This window comes from Pseudarthrobacter humi (assembly GCF_024294965.1).
Lineage (GTDB): Bacteria > Actinomycetota > Actinomycetes > Actinomycetales > Micrococcaceae > Arthrobacter > Arthrobacter humi.
The window spans coordinates 1-26,456 of sequence record NZ_JANCLV010000016.1 but is presented as its reverse complement, the minus strand read 5'-3'; the positions used below and the strand labels follow the sequence as shown (position 1 = coordinate 26,456).

25 protein-coding genes, 1 tRNA gene and 1 riboswitch are annotated in these 26,456 nt (G+C 66.1%); of the genes, 13 read left to right on the top strand and 13 right to left on the bottom strand.

Going from position 1 to position 26,456, the window contains the following annotated elements; genetic code table 11:
• Positions 1 to 91 precede the first annotated feature (91 nt).
• The gene (locus NFC73_RS17940) at positions 92 to 1,252 is read left to right on the top strand and encodes a globin domain-containing protein (protein WP_254752414.1); all 1,161 of its coding nucleotides are present in this window, start codon (positions 92 to 94) and stop codon (positions 1,250 to 1,252) included.
• A 151-nt stretch (positions 1,253 to 1,403) separates the two neighbouring features.
• On the opposite strand, the gene NFC73_RS17935 is transcribed toward NFC73_RS17940, so the two are convergent.
• Entirely contained in the window at positions 1,404 to 3,230 is a 1,827-nt protein-coding gene (locus tag NFC73_RS17935) for a phosphoenolpyruvate carboxykinase (GTP) (protein WP_254752412.1), read from the bottom strand.
• A 276-nt stretch (positions 3,231 to 3,506) separates the two neighbouring features.
• Here NFC73_RS17935 and NFC73_RS17930 point away from each other — a divergent pair.
• From NFC73_RS17930 to NFC73_RS17910, 5 genes are all read left to right on the top strand, one after another.
• Positions 3,507 to 3,580, top strand: a tRNA-Arg gene (locus NFC73_RS17930).
• 126 nt (positions 3,581 to 3,706) lie between these two features.
• A complete protein-coding gene (locus NFC73_RS17925) occupies positions 3,707 to 5,185 on the top strand; it encodes a dihydrolipoyl dehydrogenase family protein (protein ID WP_254752410.1) in 1,479 nt (492 codons plus the stop codon).
• A gap of 139 nt (positions 5,186 to 5,324) precedes the next feature.
• Positions 5,325 to 6,032, top strand: a complete 708-nt coding sequence (locus tag NFC73_RS17920) for a sugar ABC transporter ATP-binding protein (protein WP_254752408.1) — start codon at positions 5,325 to 5,327, stop codon at positions 6,030 to 6,032.
• Positions 6,029 to 8,065, top strand: coding sequence for a YhgE/Pip family protein (locus tag NFC73_RS17915; protein ID WP_254752406.1), 2,037 nt, complete (start codon positions 6,029 to 6,031; stop codon positions 8,063 to 8,065). Before NFC73_RS17920 ends, NFC73_RS17915 begins: the two co-directional genes overlap by 4 nt.
• Positions 8,066 to 8,178: 113 nt before the next feature.
• Positions 8,179 to 8,793, top strand: coding sequence for a TetR/AcrR family transcriptional regulator (locus tag NFC73_RS17910; RefSeq protein ID WP_254752498.1), 615 nt, complete (start codon positions 8,179 to 8,181; stop codon positions 8,791 to 8,793).
• A 559-nt stretch (positions 8,794 to 9,352) separates the two neighbouring features.
• Here NFC73_RS17910 and NFC73_RS17905 read toward each other — a convergent pair.
• Positions 9,353 to 10,381, bottom strand: a complete 1,029-nt coding sequence (locus NFC73_RS17905) for an EamA family transporter (protein ID WP_254752404.1) — start codon at positions 10,379 to 10,381, stop codon at positions 9,353 to 9,355.
• Positions 10,382 to 10,453: 72 nt separating this feature from the next.
• Between NFC73_RS17905 and NFC73_RS17900 the strand changes: the two genes are divergently transcribed.
• Positions 10,454 to 11,398: a LysR family transcriptional regulator gene (locus NFC73_RS17900; protein ID WP_254752402.1), complete on the top strand. Its 945-nt coding sequence runs from the start codon at positions 10,454 to 10,456 to the stop codon at positions 11,396 to 11,398.
• Here NFC73_RS17900 and NFC73_RS17895 read toward each other — a convergent pair.
• The gene (locus NFC73_RS17895) at positions 11,376 to 11,903 is read right to left on the bottom strand and encodes a SixA phosphatase family protein (protein WP_254752400.1); all 528 of its coding nucleotides are present in this window, start codon (positions 11,901 to 11,903) and stop codon (positions 11,376 to 11,378) included. The two genes, NFC73_RS17900 and NFC73_RS17895, sit on opposite strands and share 23 nt — an antisense overlap.
• Positions 11,904 to 12,084: 181 nt before the next feature.
• On the bottom strand, positions 12,085 to 12,948 hold the full coding sequence (locus NFC73_RS17890) for a winged helix-turn-helix domain-containing protein (protein WP_254752398.1): 864 nt from the start codon (positions 12,946 to 12,948) through the stop codon (positions 12,085 to 12,087).
• Here NFC73_RS17890 and NFC73_RS17885 point away from each other — a divergent pair.
• From NFC73_RS17885 to NFC73_RS17870, 4 genes are all read left to right on the top strand, one after another.
• Positions 12,947 to 13,276: a hypothetical protein gene (locus NFC73_RS17885; protein ID WP_254752396.1), complete on the top strand. Its 330-nt coding sequence runs from the start codon at positions 12,947 to 12,949 to the stop codon at positions 13,274 to 13,276. The two genes, NFC73_RS17890 and NFC73_RS17885, sit on opposite strands and share 2 nt — an antisense overlap.
• A gap of 279 nt (positions 13,277 to 13,555) precedes the next feature.
• Positions 13,556 to 14,296, top strand: a complete 741-nt coding sequence (locus tag NFC73_RS17880) for a response regulator transcription factor (RefSeq protein ID WP_254752394.1) — start codon at positions 13,556 to 13,558, stop codon at positions 14,294 to 14,296.
• 7 nt (positions 14,297 to 14,303) lie between these two features.
• The gene (locus NFC73_RS17875; protein ID WP_254752392.1) at positions 14,304 to 15,857 is read left to right on the top strand and encodes a sensor histidine kinase; all 1,554 of its coding nucleotides are present in this window, start codon (positions 14,304 to 14,306) and stop codon (positions 15,855 to 15,857) included.
• A gap of 100 nt (positions 15,858 to 15,957) precedes the next feature.
• A riboswitch (cyclic di-AMP (ydaO/yuaA leader) is annotated at positions 15,958 to 16,110 on the top strand.
• 5 nt (positions 16,111 to 16,115) lie between these two features.
• Positions 16,116 to 16,832 (top strand): aggregation-promoting factor C-terminal-like domain-containing protein, encoded by a 717-nt coding sequence (locus tag NFC73_RS17870; RefSeq protein WP_254752390.1) that lies wholly within the window; start codon positions 16,116 to 16,118, stop codon positions 16,830 to 16,832.
• 21 nt (positions 16,833 to 16,853) lie between these two features.
• On the opposite strand, the gene NFC73_RS17865 is transcribed toward NFC73_RS17870, so the two are convergent.
• The 4 genes from NFC73_RS17865 to NFC73_RS17850 form a co-directional block, all read right to left on the bottom strand.
• A complete protein-coding gene (locus NFC73_RS17865) occupies positions 16,854 to 17,534 on the bottom strand; it encodes an HAD-IA family hydrolase (RefSeq protein WP_254752388.1) in 681 nt (226 codons plus the stop codon).
• 52 nt (positions 17,535 to 17,586) lie between these two features.
• Positions 17,587 to 17,955: a VOC family protein gene (locus NFC73_RS17860; protein ID WP_254752386.1), complete on the bottom strand. Its 369-nt coding sequence runs from the start codon at positions 17,953 to 17,955 to the stop codon at positions 17,587 to 17,589.
• 62 nt (positions 17,956 to 18,017) lie between these two features.
• Positions 18,018 to 18,653 (bottom strand): uracil phosphoribosyltransferase, encoded by a 636-nt coding sequence (gene upp, locus NFC73_RS17855; protein ID WP_058930079.1) that lies wholly within the window; start codon positions 18,651 to 18,653, stop codon positions 18,018 to 18,020.
• Positions 18,654 to 18,695: 42 nt separating this feature from the next.
• A complete protein-coding gene (locus NFC73_RS17850; protein WP_256549073.1) occupies positions 18,696 to 19,388 on the bottom strand; it encodes a phosphatase PAP2 family protein in 693 nt (230 codons plus the stop codon).
• Between the two features lie 123 nt (positions 19,389 to 19,511).
• Between NFC73_RS17850 and tadA the strand changes: the two genes are divergently transcribed.
• Entirely contained in the window at positions 19,512 to 20,018 is a 507-nt protein-coding gene (gene tadA, locus NFC73_RS17845; protein WP_254752381.1) for a tRNA adenosine(34) deaminase TadA, read from the top strand.
• A 65-nt stretch (positions 20,019 to 20,083) separates the two neighbouring features.
• Here tadA and NFC73_RS17840 read toward each other — a convergent pair whose 3' ends face one another.
• From NFC73_RS17840 to NFC73_RS17820, 5 genes are all read right to left on the bottom strand, one after another.
• Complete coding sequence (locus tag NFC73_RS17840) at positions 20,084 to 21,352, bottom strand: DNA glycosylase AlkZ-like family protein (RefSeq protein ID WP_254752379.1); 1,269 nt, start codon at positions 21,350 to 21,352, stop codon at positions 20,084 to 20,086.
• 3 nt (positions 21,353 to 21,355) lie between these two features.
• Entirely contained in the window at positions 21,356 to 22,618 is a 1,263-nt protein-coding gene (locus NFC73_RS17835; RefSeq protein ID WP_254752377.1) for a glycosyltransferase, read from the bottom strand.
• A gap of 4 nt (positions 22,619 to 22,622) precedes the next feature.
• Positions 22,623 to 23,018, bottom strand: coding sequence for a 6-pyruvoyl trahydropterin synthase family protein (locus NFC73_RS17830; RefSeq protein WP_254752375.1), 396 nt, complete (start codon positions 23,016 to 23,018; stop codon positions 22,623 to 22,625).
• A 3-nt stretch (positions 23,019 to 23,021) separates the two neighbouring features.
• A complete protein-coding gene (locus NFC73_RS17825; protein WP_254752374.1) occupies positions 23,022 to 24,053 on the bottom strand; it encodes a zinc-dependent alcohol dehydrogenase in 1,032 nt (343 codons plus the stop codon).
• Positions 24,054 to 24,267: 214 nt separating this feature from the next.
• Positions 24,268 to 25,818 (bottom strand): HNH endonuclease signature motif containing protein, encoded by a 1,551-nt coding sequence (locus tag NFC73_RS17820; RefSeq protein WP_254752372.1) that lies wholly within the window; start codon positions 25,816 to 25,818, stop codon positions 24,268 to 24,270.
• Between the two features lie 268 nt (positions 25,819 to 26,086).
• On the opposite strand from NFC73_RS17820, the gene NFC73_RS17815 reads away from it, so the two are divergent.
• Positions 26,087 to 26,456, top strand: a 370-nt coding sequence (locus tag NFC73_RS17815) for an IS110 family transposase (RefSeq protein ID WP_254752370.1), incomplete at its 3' end; no start/stop codon positions are given.

Genomic DNA, 26,456 nt, shown 5'->3' with positions numbered 1-26,456 from the left:
TGTAGAACTTAAGTATAAATACTTGTATTTCAAATACATGTATTGACCGCGGTCCGGATGTACGCCCCGGGCCCCTACCTCAGGAGTACGCATGCTCTCGGACAAATCCCGCCCCGTCATTGAGGCCACCCTCCCGTTGGTCGGTTCCCGGATCGGCGAAATCACCCCCAAGTTCTACGCCCGGCTCTTCGCGGCGCACCCGGAGCTGTTGGACGGGCTCTTCAGCCGCTCGAACCAGCGCAACGGCAACCAGCAGCAGGCCCTGGCCGGAAGCATTGCCGCTTTCGCCACCCACCTGGTCAACAACCCCGGCACCCTGCCGGAGACGGTACTCGCCCGCATCGCCCACCGCCACGCCTCCCTCGGCATCACCGAACCCCAGTACCAGGTGGTCTACGAGCACCTCTTCGCCGCCATCGCCGAAGACCTGGCCGAGGTCATCACACCGGAAATCGCCGAGGCCTGGACCGAGGTCTACTGGCTGATGGCGGACGCCCTGATCAAACTCGAAAAGGGCCTCTACGCCGCACAGGCCAACGGCACGATGTGGAGCCCGTGGAAGGTCGCCGCCAAGACCCCCGCCGGCACCGGCTCGATAACCTTCACCCTGGAACCGGCCGACGACACCCCCATCACTTCCGCCCTGCCGGGCCAGTACGTCAGCGTCAAGGTCACCCTCCCGGACGGGCTGCGCCAGGTCCGCCAGTATTCGCTCTCCGGCGACGCCGGCACGAGCCGCAGCTTCACCACCAAGAAGGACGACGGCGGCGAAGTCTCGCCCGTGCTGCACGACACCGTCCAGGTGGGCGACGTCCTCGAAATCTCCAACCCCTACGGTGAAATCACGCTCAAGGAAGGCGAGGGCCCGGTGGTCCTGGCCTCCGCCGGCATTGGCTGCACGCCCACCGCGTCCATCCTGCGCTCCCTCGCGGAAGCCGGCTCGGACCGCCAGGTCCTGGTCCTGCACGCGGAAAGCGATCTGGAGTCCTGGGCGCTGCGCTCCCAGATGACGGACGACGTCGAACGCCTCAAGAGTGCCGACCTTCAGCTCTGGCTGGAAGAACCGCAGGCCGGCTCCAACGCAGGCTTTATGTCGCTGCGTGAAGTGGACCTGCCGGCAAATGCGTCGCTGTACCTGTGCGGTCCGCTGCCGTTTATGAAGCACATCCGCAACGAGGCCATCAACGCCGGCATCCCCGCCACAAAGATCCACTACGAGGTCTTCGGACCGGACATCTGGCTCGCCAGCTAAATAGCCAACGACGGCGGCCCCGCTCCTTTTTCGCAGAAGGTGCGGGGCCGCCGTCGTACTTTAAGCAGCAACGCGGGGTCACTCCTTGCCCATAAACGGTGGTTTATTGGGCAAGGAGTGACCCCGCGTTGTGGTGTGGAGGCGCTGGACCTTAGCCCAGGCGGGCCTTCAGGCCGGCAAGCTCGGACTTCAGCGCCTCCGGGAGGGACTCGCCGAAGTTGGCGTACCACTCCTCGATGGACGCGAGTTCGGTGGCCCACTCGGCCGGGTCGACGCGGACTGCTTCTTCGACCTGTGCAGGCGTCATGTCCAGCCCCTTGAGGTCGATCGCATCGCCGGTGGGAACGAATCCGATGGGGGTCTCCACGGCGTCAGCCGTGCCTTCGAGGCGTTCGATGGCCCACTTGAGGACGCGGGCGTTGTCACCGAAGCCGGGCCAGGCGAAGCCGCCCTCGGAGTTGCGGCGGAACCAGTTGACCAGGAAGATCTTGGGCAGGCGCTCCGGGTTGGCCTTGGCGGACAGGTTGACCCAGTGGTTCAGGTAGTCGCCGGCGTCGTAGCCCATGAACGGCAGCATGGCCATCGGATCCCGGCGGACTACGCCCACCTCACCAGCTGCCGCGGCAGTGGTCTCGGAGGACAGCGTGGAACCCATGAAGATGCCGTTTGACCAACTGCGCGCCTCGGTCACCAGCGGGATGGTGGTCTTGCGGCGGCCGCCGAAGAGGATCGCGGAAAGCTCCACACCGTTCGGGCTGTGGTACTCCTCGGCCAGCATGTCGATCTGGTCGATCGGCGTGCAGAAGCGCGAGTTGGGGTGGGCTGCCGGCTTGTCCGAATCCGAGGTCCAGGAGTTGCCCTGCCAGTCGGTCAGGTGAGCGGGCACTTCCTCAGTCATGCCCTCCCACCACACGCCGCCGTCGTCGGTCAGCGCAACGTTGGTGAAGATGCTGTTGCCCTTGGCGATGGCGCGCATCGCGTTGGGGTTGGTTCCCCAGCCGGTGCCGGGAGCGACGCCGAAGAGGCCAGCCTCGGGGTTGACGGCGCGGAGTTCGCCTTCCTTGCCGAAACGCATCCAGGTGATGTCGTCACCGAGCGTCTCCACCTTCCAGCCTTCGATGGTGGGATCAAGCAGCGCGAGGTTGGTCTTGCCGCAGGCGGACGGGAAGGCAGCCGAGACGTAGTACGTCTTCTGCTCCGGGGACGTCAGCTTCAGGATGAGCATGTGCTCAGCCAGCCAGCCTTCGTCGCGGGCCATCACGGAGGCGATGCGGAGGGCGTAGCATTTCTTGCCCAGCAGCGCGTTTCCGCCGTAGCCGGAGCCGTAGGACCAGATGGAGCGCTCCTCGGGAAAGTGAACGATCCACTTGTCCGGGTTGCACGGCCACGGCACGTCAGCCTGGCCGGCTTCGAGCGGCGCACCCAGGGAGTGCAGTGCCGGCACGAAAAATGCGTTGGTCTCGGTGATGCGGTCCAGCACGTCGGTGCCGATGCGGGCCATGATGCGCATCGAGGCAACAACGTAGGCGCTGTCGGTGATCTCCACGCCGAACTTGGGATCCTCAGCGTCGAGGTGTCCCATCACGAACGGGATGACGTACATGGTGCGTCCGCGCATGGAGCCGGCGAACAGCCCACGCAGCTTTTCCTTCATCTCGGCCGGGGCCATCCAGTTATTGGTGAAGCCGGCGTCGTGCTCCTTCTCGGAGCAGATGAAAGTCTGCTCTTCCACACGGGCAACGTCGGCGGGATCAGAGAATGCAGCGAAAGAGTTGGGGAAGAGCTCCTGGTTCAGGCGCGTCAGCGTTCCTGCTGCGACGAGTTCATCGGTCAGACGCGTGTTTTCCTGTTCGGACCCGTCAACCCAGTGGATCCGGTCGGGCTGCGTGAGTCCAGCAACCTCTTCGACCCATGCCAGCAGGCCAGCATGCGTGGTGGGTGCTTTCTCAAGCAGCGGCAGTCGTGCGAGATCGCCCATTGCGGTTCCCTTTCTCGGGGTCATCGGTGTGGACTAAATGCTATTGGCCGCCCAAGGGCGTCATGGGAGGTCAGTGGTGCACGTTCGTGATCGTTGGAGCCGAAAACCGCGCAAATTCAAGGAAAACCACGCACAAACGGCTGTATTTAAGTGACGAAGGTCACCTAGACCGGTCTAGTCGGCTAGATTACATGCTTCTCGATTTGGTACTCCGGGCCACCCTCGCGTAAAGTAATTCGAGGTTCGGGGAGCAAGAAACTCCGCGAAACACAAAATGCGCCCATAGCTCAGCTGGATAGAGCGTCTGTCTACGGAACAGAAGGCCGGGGGTTCGAATCCCTCTGGGCGCACAGAGAAAGGCCCGTATCGGTTCGCCGGTACGGGCCTTTTGTCGTTTAAGTCACGCCTTTCTGCAGTCACCGGAATGACGACGACGGCGCTCCCCGCCGCCCGCGAGGCGGGCGTAGGCTGGACGAATGACGCCTGAAACGCTGCAACGTGAATTCGATGTCATTGTGATCGGCGCTGGTGCCGTGGGGGAAAACGTCGCCGACCGCGTGGTCCAGGGCGGCCTGACGGCCGTCCTTGTTGAAGCCGAACTGGTGGGCGGCGAATGCTCGTATTGGGCCTGCATACCGTCCAAAGCCCTGCTCCGCCCCGGCACAGCCCTGCACGGCGCACAGTCGGTACCCGGCGCAGCGGAAGCCGTCACGCTGACACTGGATGCAGCGGCAGTCCTGAAGCGCCGGGACTATTTCACCGCAAACTGGCAGGACGACAGCCAGGTGAAGTGGTTGGAAGGTGCCGGGATTGAGCTGGTCCGTGGCCACGGCTGGATTACCGAGCCGCGCACCGTTGAAGTAGCCGGGCTGGACGGCAACACCTACGAGCTGAAGGCGCGTCACGCCGTCGTACTCGCCACCGGCTCCACGCCAACCATCCCTCCCATCGACGGGCTGGCGGACCTGCAGGTCTGGGGCACACGTGAAGCCACCTCGACCAAGGATGTGCCGGAGCGCCTGGCTGTAATCGGCGGAGGCGTAGCGGGCAGCGAACTGGCGCAGGCCTTCGCACGCCTGGGCTCGGACGTGACGCTGGTGGCCAGGAGCGGCCTGCTGGGCACATTCCCCGCAGAGGCCAGCAAACTTGTGGTCGCGGGGCTGCGCGCGGACGGCGTGGCGGTCCGCCTTAACACGTCCACCGAAAGTGTTCGGGAAAACGACGACGGCACGTTCACCCTCACACTTAAGGACCAGACGCCGGACGGCCGCACCACCGTCACTGCGGACAAGGTCCTCGTTTCGACAGGCCGGCATCCCGCCCTCGAAGGCCTCGGCCTGGAAAGCCTGGGTTTCGAGGCGCAAGACGGGCAGCCGCTGAAACTCACCACCGACTCCACTGGACTAGTCCAGGGCCTCCCGGACGAGGAAGGCCAGGATCCCTGGCTCTACGCTGTTGGCGACGCCGCAGGCAGAAATTTCTTCACGCACCAGGGCAAGTACGAGGCCAGGGCCACCGGCGACGCCATCGCGGCCCGGGCCAAGGGCGAGCTCAGCGGCGCCCCCGCGGCCTGGAGCCGGTACGCCCAGACCGCCAACCAGCACGCCGTACCCAACGTGGTGTTCACCGATCCCGAACTGGCGGCCGTGGGGCGCTCGGTGGAGCGGGCAAAGCGGGACGGCTACAACGTGTCGTCCGTGGAGCTGCCAATCCAAGTGTCAGGTTCGTCCCTGCATTCGGAACATTACGAAGGCTGGGCGCAACTGGTGGTGGACGAGGACCGGCGGGTCCTGCTCGGCGCCACCTTCGCGGGCCCGGACGTGGGCGAACTGCTGCACGCGGCCACCATCGCAGTGGTGGGCGAGGTCCCGCTGGAGCGGCTGTGGCATGCGGTGCCTTCGTTTCCCACGGTCAGCGAAGTGTGGCTGCGGCTCCTGGAGAAATACGGCTTGTAGGAGAGGCCGCAAGTGTGCGCTGGCGCTGGCCTGCTTCACCGGCACCTACGTCAGTCATGCCTACCCCACACGCACTATTTGAACTGACCAGTCAGTTCAGTTAGGCTGAAGGTGGACATACTCCGTCGAAAGGCCATTTTTGCTCTCCGTACAGCAGCTCCATGTGAAAGGCCGGCGCGACGATTTGCTTCCGCCCACCTCTCTGCGGGTCGGCCGGGGTGAGCTCCTCCTCGTCACCGCCGAACGACAGGACCAGCGGACAGCCCTTGCCCTGACCATCAGCGGGCGTATGAAACCCACTGGCGGCCGGATGTCCTGGGACGCCAACGAACGCACCACATCCCTCCGCCTCGCGAGCGCCCTGGTGGATTCCCCCAACGTGAATGAGCCCGAGCAGCACCTCAGTGTCCGGGACCTTGTCACCGAGGACCTCGCCCTGATCCCCCGCCGCTACCGGGGCGCGCTGCTGAGCAAGCCCTGGCTCAAAGTCAACAGTTTCGAGGACGTCGCGGACCTGTGGACGGAGCAGCTGGCGCCGGACCGGCGCATTGAACTGCTGACCGCCCTGGCCCTCGCCAACCCGCACACGGACCTTTTGGTGGTGGACTCCCCCGACAGGCACGGTGCCCACGCTGCGGACTGGCTCCCGCGGCTTGAGGAGCTGGCGTACGACGCCGGCCGGCCGCTCGCCGTCGTCGTCACCGTTACTGCCCTCCCGGCAGGGTGGACGGGACCGGCCACGGTGATCGGCAACGCCGTCCCGGACGTGGACGAGGCGCCTGATGCGCCCGCTCTCACAGATGAAGAAACCGAATCCCTCTTACTCGAAACCGAGGATGCCACGTGACCGTGCTGCGGCTGGCCCGTTCCGAACTCAAGCGGATGACCGGTGGGTTGCTGCCGAAGCTGACCATCCTGGCCCTGATCATGGTGCCGCTCCTGTACGGGGCCGTGTACCTGTATGCCAACTGGAATCCCTACGGGAACCTGAACCAGATCGAGGCCGCCCTGGTGGTGGAAGACACCGGCGCCACGTCCAGCGACGGGACCGAGCTCCAGGCGGGCAAGAAGGTGGCGGACGGCCTGGTGGAGGGGAACGTCTTCAACTGGCAGGCGGTCCCGTCGGCGGCCGAGGCCGACGCAGGGGTCAGCAGCGGCAAGTACGCGTTTGCACTGAAAATCCCGGCAGAATTCTCCACGAACCTGGTCTCACCCGGCAGCTTCGATTCGGCCAGCCAGGCGATGCTGAATGTCACCACCAACGATGCCAACAACTACCTGCTGAGCACCATCGTGGACAAGCTGACCACCTCGGTGCACACTACGGTGGCCAAGGAAGTGGGCGAAGAGACGGCCAACCAGCTGCTCACCGGTTTCGGCACCATCCACGCCCAGATGCTCAAGGCCGCCGACGGCGCCGGGCAGTTGGCGGACGGCGTGGCCACCCTCCGCGACGGGACCGTCACCCTGCATACGGGCACCAGCGAGCTCAGCGCAGGAGCCGGCCAGCTCTACAATGGGCAGCTGAAATTGCGGGACGGAGCCAATCAGCTGACCGACGGCGCCGGGCAGCTCAGCAGCGGGCTCTCCGTCCTGAAGGACAAGACCGCCACCCTGCCCACGGACACCCGGACGCTGGCCAACGGCGCGGCCCAGGTGGCCGCTGGGAACGCGCAGCTGAACACCAAGGTCCAGGACGTCGTCACGCAGCTTGATGCCGCGGACCAGGGGCTCCGGACGCGTGTGATCGAATCGAATGCCCGCCTGGTCGCCTCCGAAGTGATCACCCAGGTGCAGGCAGACAAAATCCTGGCCGATTTCGATACGGTGGCAGCCTCCAGCCCCGTGGCCGCGGCGAAAACCCGGATCCAGACCGACGCCACCCAGATCCAACAGCTCGCGGACGGCTCCGAAGCCGTGAGCGTCGGGGCAGCCCAGCTGGCCACGGCCACGCCTGCGCTGAAGGACGCCATCGTTCAGGCTTCCGGTGGCGCTGACCAGCTCCACACCGGGGCGGCCACGCTGGCCACCGGCGAGCAGACTGCGCTCGACGGCGCCGGACGCCTCGCGGAAGGAGCGCAAACGCTCGACGCCGGTGCGGGCCAGCTGGAAGCCGGGGCCGGAACCGCCGCTGACGGCTCACGGACTCTGACCGACGAAATTTCCAAGGGAGCCGGCCAGGTGCCCAACCCGGACGATTCGCAGAAGAGCAGCCTCTCAGAGGTGATTGCCGATCCCGTTGCGGTCAGCAATGTCTCCCAGGCAAAGGCGGACTCCTACGGCGCGGGGCTGGCACCGTTCTTCCTGACGCTCGCCTTGTGGATCGGCATCTTTATGCTGGTCCAGGCGATGCGGCCCATCACCCAGCGGGCCCTGGCATCGAACGCCCCGGCCTGGAAAATCGCCGTCGGCGGCTGGCTTCCTTTCCTGGCCGTTTCGGTGGTGCAGGCGAGCCTGCTGACCCTCGTGGTGAACCTGGCGTTGGGCCTCAACCCCGCGCATCCGGTACTGATGTGGCTGTTTATGCTGGCCGCGGCCATGGCCTTCAGCGCCATCATCCAAGGCATCGTGGCGCTGCTGGGGTCACCCGGCAAGCTGGTGGTGCTGATCCTGCTGGTGCTACAGCTGGTGTCCTCGGGCGGCACGTTCCCCTGGCAGACCACCCCGCAACCACTCCATGTTGTCCACGAAATCCTGCCCATGGGCTACGTGGTCACGGGCATGCGGCACATCATCTACGGCGCCGACCTGTCCGGGATCGTGCCCACTGTCCTGGGGCTGCTCGGCTACACGTTGCTGGGCGCGGCGATGTCCACGTTTGCTGTCCGGAAGCACAAGTACTGGACGCTCAAAACGCTCAAACCGGAGATCGCGGTATGAGCCCGCCCGCAGCGGGATCTGGGGTGCCCGCTCCTGGCGTGCCTGGTCCTGGTGTGCATGATCCGGCCGTGCATGATCCCGTGGGTCACGATCCCGCCATGCATGATCCCGCCATGCACGGTCCCGCAGAGAAGAAACTCCGCCCGGCCCGGACCAATGCCACCCGACAGAAGCTCTTCGACGCGTCCATGGAGCTGATCGGCCAGCGTGGCGCAGCGGGTGTCACGGTGGACGAGATCGCCGCCGCGGCGGGCGTCTCCAAGGGCACTGTCTACTACAACTTCGGCAGCAAGTCGGACCTGATCGCGCAGCTGCTGCGGCACGGCGTGGACATCCTGAAGGCACGCCTGCTCAGCGAGGCGGGGCGGCCCGGGGCCGACCCACTGGTGGCAATGGAGGTAATGATCGGCCAGGCCATGGATTTTATGGACGATTACCCGTCCTTCGCCCGTTTGTGGGTGAGCGAAAACTGGCGGACTCCCAGCGAATGGCGGGACACGTTCGCCGTGCTCCGTTCTGAACTCCTGGCGGTCATCGGCGCGGCCATAGTGAACGTGGCTGCCGTCTACCCGGTGGACGAAACGGTCTCTCGGGGCAGCCTCGAAACGGCGATCTTTGGCGCCTGCTTTGTGGTGGGGCTTGACCGGCAGACCTACAACCCGGAACGCACCCGTGACCAAAGCGTTGCAGCAATCATGGCAATCATGCGCGGCTATGTCGTGAAGTAGCAGGGATGATTGGACACATGCGCCACATGGGTAACAGCGGGAAGTTCGCCGTGATCGCGGCCGTCGCCGCCTTGGGCATGCTGGTGCTCACCGCCATCACCCTGGAAGAGGCCGTGATGGTCACGTTCCTGGGCCTGGTTGCCCTCGCCTATGTGGCGGCCGTAGCCGAAGTCCTGGTCCGCGGGCGCCGCTTTGTTGTGGTTGCCACCGCTGCGGGATCCAGCCTCACCATTGCCTTCTCCCTGGCCTTCGTCAGCACCTGGGAGCTGGCCTTCGCCGAGCAGTCGTCGTTCTTCGGCACACCGCTCCCCACCGGGGATCCGGACAACTATTTCTACTGGGGTGCTGCCTCAGCGGTGGCCACACTGGCGGTCCTCTTCCTTGGCGCAGTCTGGCCAGCGGGCAGGCGGTTGGGGACTGCCAAACGGAGGCCCTCGCCGGCCAAGCGGCGGCCCGCGTCCGGCGCTGGCCGCCCTGCTGCACGGCGCCCGGCAACCGGAGCCACCGCGGCCCGGGGCGCATCAACCGGGGGCGCGGCACCCCGGGGCGGCGCCACAGGTCAGCGTGCGTCGGGCTCCCGCGCGCCCGCCCGGATGCCGGCCTCGGCAGCCAAGCGGCCGTCGTCGTCCGCCTCTCCGGTCCGCAAACCCGCACCCAAACCGGGCACGAAGACGGGCGCCAAACCGGCGCCCCGCCGCTGACCCAGCCGCGGAACCTGCCGGCCGCGTCCGGTGAGCACGGCCGTCGCCACCCCGCTCAGGAGGAGCAGCCCGCCAGCCAGTTCCGCCGGCGTCGGTACCTCCCCCAACGCCAGCCAGGCCGCGCTCATGCCCACGACGGGAACCAGCAGCGTAAAGGGCACCACGGCCGATGACGGGTAGCTGGCGAGGAGCCGGTTCCAGATTCCGTACCCCACGAGCGACGCGAAGATGGCCGTGTACAGCGCACTCAGGATCGTGGCCGGCTGGAGGTCCGCCAGCGTGCCGAACACCGCGCCCGGCCCGTCCACCAGCAACGACAGCCCGGCTAGGGGCAGTGGCACCACTGCACCGGACCAGACCACCAACCCCAGCCCGGAGGCGGCCTTGGCCTGACGCGCAATGACGTTACCGGCCGCCCAGGACAGCGCGGCTCCCAGGACGATGATGAGCGGCAGCACTGGTGCCACGGCACTGCGGCCGACGGCCACCACGGCCAGCCCCGCAACGCCAAGAACCACGCCGGCCAGTTGGCTCCGGCTGGGCCGCTCGCGCAGGAACCCGGCAGCCAATAGGACGGTGAGCAGCACCTGTGCCTGGAGGACCAGGGAAGCGAGGCCTGCCGGCATGCCCAGCGCCAATGCCAGGTAGAGGAGGCCGAACTGGCCCGCGCTCATAAAGAGGCCGACGCCGATGATCGCCTTCCAGGTGATGTCGGGCTTCCGGATGAAGAAGATCCAGGGGAAGACCACCAGGAGGAACCGCATGGCCACAAACAGCAGCGGGGGAACCTCGCGGCCGTTCGCATGCAGGCCGAAGTCGATGGCCACGAAGTTCAGGCCCCAGAGGACGGCGACCAAGGCAGCAAGGAGGGAGTGTCGGAGATTCACGGTCCCACTCTTGCAGAACGGCAGATGAAGCACCAGCGTTGAATTCTGTGGCTAATCATGTACGTTTGCTTCATGATTGAGATTGGTTCGCTGCGGGCGCTGACGGCGATTGAACAGCACGGTTCGGTCATAGCGGCGTCGGAGGTGATGGGCTTCAGCCCGTCGGCCGTCTCCCAGCAGATCAAGAAGCTGGAGAAGCAGACCGGGTTCCCCGTCCTGGAACGCCGCGGTCGCGGGGTGCTGCTGACGGAGCGGGGGCTCACCCTGGCAGCGTACGGCCGGCGCATCCTGTCGGAGCTCGAGGAGCTGGAATCCACGCTCTTGGCGGATCCGGCCAAACCCACCGGGCACCTTAAGGTTGTTGCCTTTTCCACGGCCTGCAGGGGCCTCGTGGGTCCGTTGCTGGGACGGCTGGCCTCATCCGGAGCGGACCTGGACCTCAGTGTGCTGGCCGAGGACCCGCGGGAAGCGGTGGCCCGGGTGGCCAACGGGGAGGCGGACCTCGGCGTGGTCCACAACTGGAACTCCGTCCCGCTGGTCATACCGGAGCACATGACCCTCGAGTGGTTGTGCGAGGATGTTGCGGACGTCCTGGTGCACCGCGGGCATCCCCTGGCTGGACGCAACCAGGTGGAACCGGCTGACTTGGTGGACGAGCGCTGGATCAGCACGCCGCACGGGGCCATCTGCAACGAGGCCCTGCTGAGGATCTTCGCCGACCTTGGCCGGGTGCCGGACATCAGGGTCTACGATCCAGACTTCGCAACCCACATCGCACTGGTGGAGCAGGGAGCCGTTGTGGCGCTGGTCCCCCGCCTTGGCCGGCCCGCGCTGCCTGCGGACGTCGTCGGCCTGCCCCTGGTCAACCCCACGCAGGTCAGGCAGGTGGGCATCGTGTACCGCCGCACCATGGCGGCCAGCCCGGGCATCCAGCACGTCGCCGGACTGCTGCGGGAGGTCGCCGGGTCCCGTGTGGCCAGCGGGTCCCCTGGAGTCAGTGGGGTCGCGGGACCTTGAACTTGGTCAGCCGGGCGTCCTGCCCGTCCAGCTCGGCCCAGGATTTTTCCGTTTCCAGCACCGTGAGGGCGCTGGTGGGGTAGCGGGTGGCGGCGTCCATGTAGGCGTCATGGTTTGAATCGCGGGAGGCCAGGTGCATGGCGAGGTCCTGGACGCCAGGCATGTGCGAGATGAGCATCAGCGTGGTGACGGTGTCAGGCACGTGGTTGACCACGGCGAGCATCCGCAGCGCGGAGGCGGCGTAGAGGCCGTCCTCAAGTTTCGGCGTCGGGGCCTTATCCCCCAGTTCAGAGCACACCCACGTGCAGGTCTGGCGGGTGCGCAGCGCACTGGAACACAGGATGAAGTCAGGGAAAATGCCGTGTTTGACCAGCCACTTGCCGGCCAGGGGCGCCTCGCGGTGTCCCCGTTCCTCCAGCGGCCGCTCATGATCCGCCACACCGCCGGGCCAGTCGGACTTGGCGTGCCGCATGATCACCAGGCGTTTGATGTGGTGGTCGCTCATCCCCCAAGCCTAGCGCCCACACAGGTAAGCCGCGCCGCCGTCAAACATCAGCCGCGGAGGCCAACACTCACGAGCCCGGACGCACAAAAGCGGCATTTCGCGTAGTGCCGCATCGCCGACTGAGGAACGAAGGAGGTGTCTAAGGCACGGCGAAATGCCGCTTTGGTGCGTCGCTGAAGGACTAGATCGAGTATTCCGGAGCGGCCCAGACAATAACTTCGGGGTGCTCGTAGAAGCGGTAGCCCTGGCCGCGGACGGTACGGACGGTGTTTGCGAGGCGGCCCAGCTTGGAGCGGAGACGGCGGATGTGGACGTCGATGGTACGTTCGTTGGGGACTTCCTCGGCGTTGCGCCACAGACCCTCAAGCAGTTCATCGCGGCCAACCGTGCGGGTGCCGTTTTCCACCAGGTAGTTCAGGAGTTCGAATTCCTTGAAGGTCAGGTTCAGGGATTCGCCGTCAAGGTGGACTTCGCGGCGGGCGAGGTCGATCAGGACGCCGGACGGGCGCGGGTCCTGCGGCTGCAGCCGGGCGGTCTCGGTGCGCTTCTGCGCGTTGACGGTGGGGTCACCGAAGGTGGAACGGACGACGTCGAGCGCGGAACCCGGGGTGCCGGCCGGGGCCACGGCCACGGCAGCGTAGCTTTCGGCACCGGTCACGAGGGACTGTGCGTAGGCGCGGATTTCCTGGGCAAGCTTGGCAATGGAGGTTCCGGCAGCCGCCGCGGTCTCCTCGTCGATGCCCATGTAGAGGACAAATCCGCGGGCCACGGTGTCATTGGCGACCGGGCGGACGCTGTTGGGTCCCGCGATCACCGGAGTGGGCGCCGTCAGCGGCGCGGCTTCGGCAGGCTGGACGGCGCGGAGCTGGCCGTAGGAACTGGGGTTGTAGCCCTGGGGTGCGTAGCCGGGGGCAGGAAAGCTCGCTCCAGGGGCAGCCGGGGACAACGCCGGTCGGGCACCGAACCCCTGACGGAGGCCGGAAGCCTGGCCGGCCTTGCCTGCGTTACGGACGGAGATGTGGACGTATCCGGATGCAACTGACATGAATGCTTACCTCAATGTGAATGGCCGTCATCGCGGCTCGAATGCTGATTGTCCCCGCAATGAAATCTGGGGATGGCGCCCTACGCTGGGCTGGGGGCGAATGCCTAAGAACTTCGTGGGTTCTGAAGATCAGGCGTGCATTCGACAACAGCGCATGTCGGCAGCAGCGGATGTGCTGGGCCAATATTCTGCGGCTGCAGGTGCTGTTGAGTTCTTGTTCACAATTGAAAGTGTGCAACGTAACAATGAAAACTTGCAAGTAACAATGGGTGCAACGTTCCGCATACTGAGACAAAATGCGGATTTGTGTGATAGATCACCATTCTGATATGACGACAAAATGCGCCTTGTTGTCCACCAAGGGCGCGTAAATAGCCCCCTGCGGCGAACAATCTTCGCCCATGCGCGACGCAGAGCCACAGAAATTCACCGCGCCATGACCTTCCGAAATTGCTTGCGGCCTTTTGCCACCTGTCCAACGGAAACGGCTTCGGCCAGGCGCCTTCTCGGCATCCCGTGTGCCCATCCAGCTCGCTAGGCTGGGATTCACAGCGTGCGCACAGGAACCCCATAGCGCGGGCTAACCGAATGATCGGAGAGTTGTCCCATGGCCACTTCGCACTCCATGACCAACAACCTTCCGCAACTGACCCACCCGGACGGCTCCCCCATCCGCGCCCTGGTGGTTGACGACGAACCCAGCCTTTCCGAGCTCATGAGCATGGGGCTGCGCATGGCTGGCTGGTCCGTTGCCGTGGCTTCGGACGGCCCCGAGGCCGTCAAGCTTGCCAAGGAGTTCCGCCCGGACGTCCTGGTGCTGGACGTGATGCTGCCAGGGTTCGACGGCGTTGAGCTGCTGGGCAGGATCCGCGCCTTCGCGCCCGAGGTACCTGCGCTTTTCCTGACCGCCAAGGACGCCGTCCAGGACAGGATCGTGGGCCTGGCGGCCGGCGGGGACGACTACGTGACCAAACCGTTCAGCATGGAAGAGGTCCTGCTCCGGCTGCACCGGCTGGTGCAGCGCTCCGGCGTTGCCGCGATGGACACTGCCGAACTTGTGGTGGGCGATCTTGTCCTCAACATCGACACCCGCGAAGTGACCCGTGCGGGCGACGCCCTCCAGCTCACCGCCACCCAGTTCGAGCTGCTCCGGTACCTCATGGAGAACCCCAAACGCGTCATCAGCAAAGCCCAGATCCTGGACCGCGTATGGAACTATGACTTCGGCGGCCAGGCCAACATTGTGGAGCTCTACATCTCCTACCTGCGCAAGAAAGTCGATGCAGTGCACCCGCCCATGATCCATACCGTGCGGGGCGCCGGCTACGTCATCAAGCCAGCTGAGTAGCAGCTCCATGTCCTCGCCGCGAGCAACCCCAGCACCATCGCGGAGCTGGCTCAAACCGGACACCTGGCATCTGCGCACGCGCCTGATCCTGTTGGCCATGGCCCTGCTGGTGGCCATCTGCGGCGCCGTGGGGCTGTTCAGTTACGCCTCCATGGATTCTTTTCTCACGGGGCAGCTGGATGAACAGCTGAGCCAGGCCGCCAAACGCTCGAATGATCCGGGCCGCCCGCCCCTGGGCGGATTCAACGGCAGGCCGGACCCGCTTGACTCCCGCGGGCAGAGTGTCGGAACACTGAATGCGCGGATCCTGGACGGCCAGATCCCCAGTGGCGGTTTCCTGGACTCGGACACCACACGCCTACCCCTCAGCGCCGAGGACAAGCAGACCCTACTGGCGCTGACGCAGAACGGCATCCCCGTGAACCGTTCGCTGTCAAACGGGGACTACCGGATTGTGGCCGTGCAAACCGGCTACGGCGATGTCCTTGTCACGGGCCTTCCGCTTGCCGCCAAGGAAAGCACGTTGGCGTCGCTGGTGTGGACCTTTGTGTTCGTTTCCCTGGGCGGCCTGGCGCTAATTGGACTGGCAGGAACCGTGTTGATCCGGCGCACCATGAAGCCGCTGGAGCAGCTTTCGGAGGTGGCAACGCGGGTGGCCCGGCTCCCGCTGGACGCGGGCGAGGTGGCCCTCGCGGTGCGCGTCCCGCCGTCGAACTCCAACCCCGGAACCGAAGTGGGCAGCGTAGGGCATGCCCTCAATCTGATGCTGGACAACGTGGCTAACGCACTCGAGGCGCGGCAGCGGAGCGAGACCAAGGTGCGGCAGTTCGTAGCTGACGCTTCCCATGAGCTGCGCACCCCGCTGACCGCCATCCGCGGGTACACGGAGCTGATGCGGATGACCGAGGACTTCACGCCGGACGGCCGGAAATCCCTGGCCCGGGTCCAAAGCCAGTCCGAACGCATGACCACCCTGGTGGAGGATCTGCTGCTGCTCGCCCGGCTCGATGAGGGCCAGCCCCTGAAGCTCAGCGAAGTAGACCTCACACAACTCGTGATCGAAACAGTCAGTGACGAGAAGGTCATCGCCCCGGACCACCACTGGCGCCTTGAACTGCCCGACGAGCCGCTCGCCGTCACGGGTGATGCGTCCCAACTGCGTCAGGTGCTTGTCAACCTGCTCTCCAATGCGCGCAAGCACACGCCGCCCGGGACCACCGTAGTCACCGCTGTCACGAAGTCTGCCAATGGCGGCGCAGCGGTGACTGTAACGGACGACGGCGGCGGCATCCCTGCGGACTTCGTGGACCATGTATTCTCCCGGTTTGCCCGCGCAGACGCGGCGCGCAAGGGTACGGCGCCGGCCTCGGGCGCCGGGGCGTCCGAGGGCACTAGCGGCTTGGGCCTGTCCATTGTCCAGTCGATCATGGAGGCCCACGGCGGGAGCGTGGAAGTGACATCGCGGGCCGGACGGACGGAGTTCGCGTTACTCTTCCCTGCCGGCGCGCTGGCGCGATCCACTGACGCCCGAGCCCAGCAAGGTGACACACCGCCGTCGTGATTCCCGTTACCAAAATGTGACTTAAGCGTCCAGCTCCTGTAGCGTCGATGACGTGTGGTTCCCGTTCGGGCCGCATATCCGGATGACGCCAAGCTCTGCCGCTTCCCGGATTCCGTTTTCAGAGGCAGAGGCGGGGGACCCACCGTCCCGGGCACCAAGTGCCCTCTGGGGTTAAGCCAACACGTGTTTGTGCCGTGTGGCCGGATGCCCTCATCCGAACCCGACAGCTAACTCCGCAGGTGTGAGAGGCGATCCATCATGTCTGAATTCAAGGTACAAACGCGCCCGCAGGGCGACACAAAGTCCCACAGCCACCGCAAGCAGACCCGCTTCGGTGCAGCTATGTCCCCATTGTCCAGGGCGGCCCGGATTCCCTCCGTGGGCCAGCGCGTCGCGGTGTTCGCGACGGCGTGCGCCCTGCTTGTCGGCGTCAGCGCCGCGGCACACGCTTCCGAGTCTGCCTCGATCGCGGCCAGCGCCGACCAGGCCGCCGAACAAGCCAGCGCCCAGTCGAAGCTGAGCTTCGAGACAGCTGAGATCCAGGCCCCGGCCTCCCCGGAAGCTGCGCCGGCCGAGATCAACGTCGCGCCCCAGGCCGCCGAACCGGCACCTGCCCCGGCCCCGGAGCCCGCTCCGGCTCCGGAACCTGCACCGGTTGTGGCCGTCAACGACCCCGCAGGAGCCCAGGCCTACGCCGCCGGCCAGCTGGCCACGTACGGCTGGTCCGCAGACCAGATGCAGTGCCTGCAGACGCTGTGGACCAAGGAATCCGACTGGACCACCACGGCCACCAACCCCAGCAGCGGCGCGTACGGAATCGTCCAGTCATTGCCTGCTGAGAAGATGGCTAGCGCCGGCGCTGACTACGTCACCAACTACCGCACGCAGATCAACTGGGGCCTGAACTACATCCAGGAGCGCTACCAGTCACCCTGCGGCGCGCTGAACTTCCACCTGTCGCACAACTGGTACTAGGCCGACCAAGCGGCGCCGGCCTCAAAGCCGAAACGAAATGATCTGCCGTCCCGCGGCGTCCGGTTCCACGGAGACGGTCACGGCGCTGTAGTCGGGGATGTGGAGTACGCCCGCCGGCAACTCGCCCGCATTGGGACCCACGGCCACCGTCCGGATACCCGCGGCAACGCCTGCCGCGATTCCGGCGGGCGCATCCTCGAACACGACAGCGTCCTCCGGATTGACGCCCAGCAGACCGGCGGCCATCAGATAGCCCTCCGGGTGAGGCTTGCCCCGCGTGACCAGGTCCGCCGTCACGGCCGTGGCAGGCATGGCCAGCCCAGCAGCGTCCATGCGGATGTCCGCCAGGGTCCTGTCCGCTGAAGTCACCAGCGCCACTGCCTGGGCCGGCAGGCTGCGAAGCAGGTCGGCAGCCCCCGGCAACGCGATGATACCGGCCGTCCGCACCCGTTCCATCCCGCCCAGTTCCTCGGTGAGCGCCGCGATGTCCGCTCCCCCCGGCGCGAACCGGCGTACGGTATCGGCAGCCTGGACGCCGTGCGAAGTGCGCAGGATTTCGGCGATGTCCAGGCCGTACCGGGCCGCGAATTCTGCCCAGACGTCCTCCACTACTGCTGTGGAGTCCACCAATGTGCCGTCCATATCGAAAAGGACGGCCCGGCAGGTCAGGGTTCGTGTGGCGGCAGGTGTGGGGAAGTTCATGCTGCCTATTTTGCCTTAGGCGTCGCGACCCCCACGCGCCACGCCCTTAGGCTTAACGGCCCGGGATGTGCTGCACCGCCCACTTGTTGCCGTCGGGATCCGCGAAGTAGACGAAGTGCCCCCAGTCCTGGATGTCTATGTCGCTGACCTCCACACCGTTGCCCTTGAGGTGGTCGTGGGCAGCCTGGATGTCGCTGACCACCATCTGCAGGCTTGGGGCCGTGCCCGGAGGGGCGTCATTGAGGCCCTCGCCAATACAAATGGAGCAGGCTGATCCCGGCGGGGTCAGCTGGACGAAGCGGACGCCATCCATGGGCCGCTCGTCGAAATCCGGGTTGAAGCCAACCTTGTTGACGTAGAAATCCTTGGCGCGGTCCACGTCGGACACTGGCACAAAAACGAGTTCAAGTTTCCAGTCCATGCGCCACAGGCTAACGGCGGCGGCAGGAAAGCGGAAGACTTGAAATCCGAAGTAGCCCCGAATCAGCCGGCGATGCCGTACAGGCGGTCGCCGGCGTCGCCGAGCCCGGGAACGATGTAGGACTTCTCGTCGAGCCGTTCGTCAATGGAGGCCAGCACGATGGTCACGTTGGCCTCGGCCAGTTCCTCTTCGAGTTTGGCCAGGCCTTCCGGCGCGGCCAGGAGGCAAATGCACGTGACGTCGGAGGCGCCGCGCTTGAACAGGAACTTGATGGCTTCGCGCAGGGTTCCGCCGGTGGCAAGCATCGGATCCAGCACAAAAATCTGCCGGTCCGTCAGGTTTTCCGGGAGCCGCTCCGCGTAGGTGATGATGTCAAGGGTTTCCTCATCGCGGGCCATGCCCAGGAAGCCCACCTCAGCGGTGGGGACCAGCTTGGTCATGCCCTCGAGCATGCCGAGCCCGGCGCGCAGGATGGGAACCACCAGAGGTGTGGGCTTGGTGAAAGCGGTGCCCACTGTGGTGCTGACGGGCGTCTCGATGGTGACCGGCTGGGTGCGGACCTCACGGGTGGCTTCGTAGGCCAGGAGGGTCACCAGCTCTTCCGTCAACTGCCGGAAGACCGGTGACGGAGTGTTCTTGTCCCGCAGGACGGTGAGCTTATGGGCGACCAGCGGGTGGTCCACAACGAGAGTGCGCATGCGTCAAAACTATCACCCGCGCGGGCAGCGTCCGGCCGGGAATCAGCCCGACGGATCGTCCCGCAGGGCGGGGTGTTCGAACGTGGGTGCCGGGCCCGCGTGCTCGCGTTTCCGCAGCACGTGGAACAGCCGGTGCGCCAGGATCACCATGCCCACCCAGGCAAGGCCGAGGAACCAGCCGGCCATCACATCGGTCAGCCAGTGGTGGCCCAGGAACACCCTGCTCAGGCCCATGGCGATGATGAAGATCACGCCGGCGGTGATGGCCGTGATGCGCGCCCAGAGCACGTCGAACTGGAGGCACATGACGTACACCAGCACACCGATCACCACCGTCGTGTTCAGGGTGTGGCCGCTGGGGAAGGACGGCGAGGTTTCGTAGGGCGGGACAGCTTCGGCGTGGTCCGGGCGGGTGCGGCCCACCAGCCGCTTGCCCACCGTGGTGGCCAGCGTGGAGACGGCCGCGGCGCCGCCCACAAGGATGATGGGCCGCCAGGTCCGGCTCAGGAACGTGAGCCAGCCCGTAAGGATGCTGGCCAGGATGGGCATGCCGATGCCGCCGCCAATGTTGGTGAAAGCCGTTACTCCGGCGGACAGCGCGGGGTTCCGCATGTCCTGCGAGAGCTCCAGTGCGGGCAGGTCCAGGGACGCCAGGCCCTCCTCGTCCACCACGTTGTTGTAGACCTCGGCACCCAGGAGCGCCATGGTGACCACCAGGGCACCGCCAACCAGCATGGTGATCCACAGCGCGGCGTACGGTTTGAACCATTGGCCCAGACGGTCCCTGAACGTGTCCACTATGCCTCCCCGGCGTTAATGCTTTGCAGGCTGGATATCCTTCGAAACTATCATTGAGCCATGGTCGCAGCAGAAAAGAACCACCTCGAATGGATGGGTCTTGCCCTGGACGAAGCCCGGCGTGCGCTGGCCACCGAGGACGTGCCGATCGGCGCCGTGGTGATTGGGCCCAACGGCGCCGTGCTGGGTTCCGGACGGAACCAGCGGGAAGAGCTGGGAGACCCCACTGCCCACGCAGAAATAGTGGCCATCCGGCAGGCGGCGGACCGGTTGCGTGCCTCGTCCAAACTCGACGGCGGGACGGGGGACGGCTGGCGGCTGGCCGACTGCACGCTCGTGGTGACTCTGGAGCCGTGCGCCATGTGCGCCGGCGCGGTGGTCCTGGCCAGGATTCCCCGAGTGGTCTTCGGTGCCTGGGATGAGAAGGCAGGAGCGGCGGGCTCGGTGTTCGATATCCTCCGCGAGCGCCGGCTCAACCACTGGGTTGAGGTGTACGGCGGGGTCAGGGAAGAGGAGTGCGGCGGGGTTCTCAGGGACTTCTTCGCAGCGCACCGCAGCCGGCTGTAACGCGTCGTAGGCGGCTGCAATTCGTCTCGGGACTGCTGTAGCGCCCTCACCTGCCTGCACGACCCTCAGCCTGCGGCATCCAGGGCGTCGATCCTGTCCTGGCGGGAGGCCGGCGAGTCCAGGCTGAACGAGCGGAAGTCCCCCAGTTCGTCCCGGATCCAGGCCTCTACCTCGGCGATGCGCCGGGATACTGCGGGTGTGGCCCCGGCAAAGAGCCAATAGGCAATCCGTGATTTCCCGGGATCGTATTGCCACAGCCCGATGATCCGGCCGCGGTCGAAGATGGGATGGTCCGGCAGGTCAGCCTGCAAGGCCAAGGTGGACCCCAGGAGCTGCTTTCCCCTGTCCTGCTCGGCAAACAGCTCCCCCGAGTTCCTGCGGAGCAGGACCAACGAATCCGTGCCGGCCAGCAGCTGAATCTGTTCCTCCGCCGGCGCCTCGAACGACGCAAGCCGCCCGACGTCGTCGGGCATCATCCACAGCACCTCACCGCTGGCGGTGGGAACCTCCACCGCCCCAGTGGCGGCCAACGCTGCCTTCGTGTGGGCCAGGGTGAACCCGGTGAACCATTGCGACTGCTTGACCGTGGCACCGCCAGTCCAGCCAAGATAGCGCTGCATCAGGAGGCTGCGGGCGGCGTCGTCGTCCATGGCGGTGGGCGGCAAACCCCACAGTGTGTAGGCGTAGCGCTGCTGATCCAGCCGGCCGTTGGCGGGCACCCGCCGGATCCGGCCGTCCGCCTGGAGGAGGCCCAAGGCCGTGGGCAACGTGGTGGCCGCGCCCTTCTTTTTGCCCTCCTCGCCGAGGTTCCGTACCGAATCGCCCAGGAGATCCTTGAGCTGTTTGGGGTCCAGCGGGTTGCCGGCCTCGGCCAGGGCGTGGAGGATCTCCTCCTCCAGCAGCGTGATCTCGCCGCGCTCGACGCCCATTCTTGCCAGCACACGGAACGGCGCCACGGCGGCGTCCCGGCCGATCTGGAGGCCCCACGCAAAGTCATCCTGTCCCAGCACATAAGTGCAGCCGCGGGCCGTGGGCAGCTCATGGATTTTCAGCGACAGGACGTCGGCATCCGCCTGCGCGCGGCTAGTGCCGGCGCGGGCAAAGAGCGTGAGGTACGGGTTGGCGCCGCCGACCGAACGGGCCCAGCCCGCTCTGCTAAACACGTCGGCGGCGTCCGCGCCCTGGAGTGTGCCATCAAGGCCCTGCTTATGCCAGACCCATGCCCTGAGGAGCTCTGGGGTGAGCACCTGCGGATCCGGGGCATCTTGGCTCAGGGCTTTGGGGGTCACGGCTTGTTGGGTCAATACGGCGGCGGAGGTCGGGAGCGTGGTCATGGCTTATTGTCTACCGGCCGTACCCGCAGCGGTAGGCATCCCCGCGGCGGGGGTTTCTTCAGCAGGCGTTTTGGCAGGAGGCGTTTTGGCAGGCACGCCGAGGATTTCCAGGACGTTCCGGGCGGTGGAGTCCCAGCCGGGCAGCTGTTCCCGTGCCGCCAGGGCAGCCGCCCGCCAGCCGGCGCGGAGGGATCCGTCCACCAGCCACTGCCGGATCACGGCAGCGAGCACGTCCGGGTGGTGGTCTTCAGGTCCGTTGCCACGAGGTGCGTCGCCTGCGGGTCCGACGAGTCCGACGGCGGCACCTGGCACCGCATATGTCCCGCCATCACGTTCACCACCACCCTCGCCGTCCGGTCGTTCCGCGAGCCTGCCGACTCTTTGCGCGAGCCTGCCGGCGAGTCTTCCGGCGAGGCCCAACGCGTCCACGGCGCCGGTTCCCTCCCGCACAATGACAGGGATGCCGTGGGCCAGCGATTCCGTCACCACAAGCCCAAAGGCTTCGGCCCGCGACACGAGAAGGCTCAGGTCTGTACGGTTCCATTCGTCGGCCAGTTCGGTCCCCGTGAGCTGGCCGGTCACGCGCACCCTGTCCTCCATTCCAGAGCAGGCGATGGCTCCCCGGACCTTTGCCGCATAGGCGGGATCGGCGTCGTCCGTTCCCACGAACGACGCTGTCCAAGGCAGGTCCCGGAGCCTGGCCAGCGCGGCCACGGTCAGCAACTGGTCCTTGTTGGGCAGCAGCGCGGCCACCGCAACGATGTGGGGCGGGGCCGAACCTGACGCCACAGGTGCCGCGTCCGTCCCGGGCAAGACAACCCGGCTGGCGCGGAGCCCGTGCTTTTTTGCCGCCGAGGCCGCTGCGGACGAACTGGTGCAGATCACTCCGGCGGCCGCCCGCAGTGCCCGCCCTTCGCCGTCGACGTGGCTGGGCGACGGCATGTGCTGCAGGACCCAGGTGTGTCGTCCGGCCGCCGCGGCGTACTCCAGTTCGCTCGGCGCACCGCACGCAATAAGCCCATCCACGAGGGTGACAATTTGTGGAGTGCTGTCCGCCTGCGTAGGGTCCGACCTTGGGTCCCAGGCGCCCAGCAGGCCGCCCAGCCGCCGTCGGTCCCTAGCGCTGGCGTCAGGCCACGAACCTTCCACCGACAGCGTGTCCACGGCAACCCCCAACGATCTCAGGCCTTGGGCGAGCCGCGCGTTGTAGACGTTGCCGCCGGAGTTGTGGCGGATGTTGGCGGGGACCAGGAACCTGACCAGCATGGGATCACGCGGACAGGTCGAGGGTGCAGGTGGCCCACGCGTCCGGATTTTCGCGCAGGGTGACGTCGATCCCCGCGAGCTCGCGGCCGTCGCCGTCATCCGTGAGCTTGGCTGCGACGGCGTGGGCGATGTATTCCGCGAGAGCCTCGGTGGTGCTGAGCTTGCCTTCGAAGTCCGGGTGTTCGTCCAGGTTTCGGTAGTTGAGGCCGGACAGTACGTCCTCGAGGATGCCGCCGGCGGCTCCGATGTCCAGGACGATCGAGTCCTGGTTCAGCGCACGACGGCGGAACGTCACCTCCGCCACGAACGTCGCCCCGTGGAGTGCCTGGGCCGGGCCAAAGGCCTCCCTGGGGAGGCTGTGGGCGATCATAAAGTGACGTCGGACGGTCAGGCTGAACACTGGCTACTTCCTGTCTTTGGGGCTGGCTTCCGCGGGGCTGTCTGCGTTGGGGTATTCGATCACATGGCACAGGGCTTCGAGCGTGCCGTCGGCTAGGTTCTGCACCACTGCGGGCAGGTCCGTGAACGGAGAGGCGCCCGTGAGGAAGGCATCGAAGACCGGGTCCTCGAGGAGCTCGACAGCCAATTCCAGTCGCTCGGCCGTGGTCCGGCGGTGCCGCCGTGCCCGGGCAACCACGCCCACTTGGCTGGCCCGGATGGAGAGCCTGCGTGCGTGAAAATCTTCACCCAGCGGCAGCGTGACCTTGCGGTTGGCATACCAGGACATCTCGATGATCTCCCCCTCATCGCCGGCCAGCTGCAGGCTGCGTTCGAGGCCTTCCTGGGACGCGGAGCAGTGGAACACGATGTCACAGTCGGGTTTGGCATCATCCGGGCGGGTGAACTCCACGCCGAGCCTGTCCGCCAACTGTTTGCGTTCCGGGTCCACGTCCACGAGTTGCAGTCGGGCCAGCGGGAAAGTCCGCAGCAGTGTCGCCACCATGCCACCCACCAGGCCCGCGCCGACGACGGCGATCCGGTCGCCCAGCCTCGGTCCGGCTTCCCAGAGGGCGTTGATGGCGGTTTCCACGGTGCCGGTGAGGACTGCGCGGCGGGCGGGGACGCCGTCGGGAATCCTGGTGAGGGCGTCGGTGGAAATGACGTAGCGGTCCTGGTGTGGATTGAGGCAGAAGACTTTCTGGCCCGCCCAGCCTTCGGGCCCCACCTCCACAACGCCCACCGAGAGATATCCGAACTTCACGGGCGACGGGAAGGTACCCTCCTGGTGCGGGGCGCGCATTTCCGCAGCCACGCGGGGCGGGACGGAGCCTTTGTGCACCACAATCTCCGTGCCCTTGCTGATGCCTGAATACAGCGTGCGGACCAAAGCTTCGCCGGGCCCGGGAGCGGGCAAGGCCTCGTTGCGGAGCTCACCGCGTTCCGGGCCCGTGGTCCAGTATGCGGTTGCCTGCGCTTCTTTGCGTGACCTGGTCATCTTGCTTACGAATCTAGTCCGCGGGAGCTCTCCGCGACAGCCACCCGGCGCGAACGGACACTTGGAGCCCTTGGAATCCGGGCCCTAACTGTCCGTTCGCGCGCTGTCGATGGGAGGAGAGCCTGGTGGGGAGGGAGCTCTGTTCTACCCGCCTTAGACACGTCCCTGGCCTAACCGTGCCCACGTTGGCTCTGCCCTCGCTTGGCGCTGGCGGTCAGACGGTGCTGTGGGCAGTGAAGTCCCAGTTCGGGTAGGGGTCTTGGGGCGGGTAGGGGTCTTGGGGCATGGGTCCGTCGGGCAGTATGTCGTCTGGGAATATGTCGTCCGATGGCAGCCCACAGTCGGGTAGTTCATTGCCGGGTAGATGAAGATCGGACGGTTGAGGCTCCGGAACAGGGTCATCCGGCCAGGGTTTTGGCCACTCAGGTGGTTCCCAGTCGGGGTGTTCGCTGGCGTAGTGACGTCCGGTGGGTGATATCCATCCGGGTGGTTCGTTCTTGGTGGCTGCTTTGGGTGTCCAGGCGGTGGTGTGGCGGAGTCTGTGGTGTTTGTGGCAGGGCTGGCCGAGATTTGATACTCCGGTGGTGCCGCCGCGTGCCCAGGCGAGGATGTGATCGGCTTCGTTGTCGAGGGAGTGGTTGCTGCAGCCGGGGAAGGGGCATTTTCCGTCGCGAAGTCGGAGCCATTGGCGCTGGGCTTTGGTGAGCCGGTAGCTGGTCCGGCCGATTTCCAGGGGTGCGCCGTCGCGGGGGTCGGTGAGGACGCGGTGGAAGGATTCGGCGCCGTCGGCGATGAGCCGGCGGGCCATGGATGGTGGGATCGGGCCGTATCCGTCGAGCATGGCCGGCTCATCCGTGAGGCCCAGCAGTGCCATCACCGGGACGGTGACCAGGACCTGTGCCCGCGGCGACGGAACACCTCCGAGTATTTCCCCAGAGGGGTCCCCGACGCTCCCGAGGAGCCAGGTAGCGACGGTGTCGGCGCGGAGTTGGCTGAGGTTCCGGTCTTCGGCCGGGCCTTGCAGCGCCCGGGCGGCGGTGGTGGTGCGGTTCCAGATCCCGGCCGCGGTATCGGCGGGAAGGTAGGCGGAGAGCCAGGCCATGCCGTCGCGGTCCGGGGCGTACTCCACCCGCCGGTCGGCTGCGCTCCTGGTGTGGCGTTTTTCGATGCTGACCGGGTGGTGGCGTTCCCGCCAGGTCCGGGCCTTGTGCCGGAACCTGCCGGGGATGAGCTCACCGGCGAAGCCACGTGCCGGATTCACTGCATGGGGGTCCAGGAAATGTGCCTCCAACGCCGCCGCGGCCGGCCTGTCGAGGTTGGTGGTTTCGTCGACCATGATCCGGGCGTGCTGCCACGAAATCGTCCCGGCCTGCAACGCGGAGAACGTCAGCGGCAGGGCAATGGTCAGTGCGTGCGCCTCGGCAAGGAGAGCACTGGCGGCGCGTTCGCTGACCGTCAGCACACAGGCGACCTCGGCGATCACGGCCATCTCCTGCCCGGTATGGTCCTCGGGCGACGTGGCAGGGCCCGCCAAGGCCCCGGCGGTGTCGGCATATACGGCAGCCAGCCAGGCCTTCAGGGCGGCACTTTTCGCGTCCAGCCGTGAGATCTCGGCCAGCCCGTCCAGGAATGCATCGGCCCTCCGACGTATCGGATCAGCCTCCCAAGGACCGGAGGCCTCGGTCCCGTCCCGGAGCGCAGAAGCAAGCTCAGCGAAGGACACCGAAAGGGCCTCCGCCGTCGCCACAGCCACTCTGCTATCCATACTCAAATCATCCCGCGAGGGTCTGACGGTAATGATGGAATTGGTTGTGTTGCGGATGTGACTCTGGGTCCGACTGACGCCCCGCAGGGGGTTTGTCTTGCAAATGATCTGTCCGCCGCAACACAACTTCAGTAAACGCGGCGGCCAGGTAGGCATGACTTCATAGGAGCTTGTTCAGGAGAATCCCATTACCGTCTTGTCTGCCCACCCGGCCGGCGTGCCCTATGTGTCCCAACCGCACGCAACGGAAGGCAGGGCCAGTTTCATCATGGCAAACGAACACCTCAAAGTCATCGCCGGGATCGACACTCACGCCGATACTCATCACGTTGCCGTCATCACCGAGACAGGCGTCCACATCGCCGACAAGGAATTTCTGGCAGTGAGCTCCGGCTACCAAAAAATCATCACGTTCATCACCGGCTTCGGGCAGGTTGTCGCCGTGGGAGTCGAAGGTACCGGCAGCTATGGCGCGGAGCTCTCTCGTGTCCTTGCGAAGGAAGGTGTGCAGGTCTTTGAGGTCATGCGCCCGAACCGGCAGGGCCGTCGCCTCAAGGGGAAATCTGATCCCTTGGACGCTTACCAAGCCGCCGAGTCCGCGCTGGCCGGCCGGGGAACCGCCACCCCTAAGGCCAGGG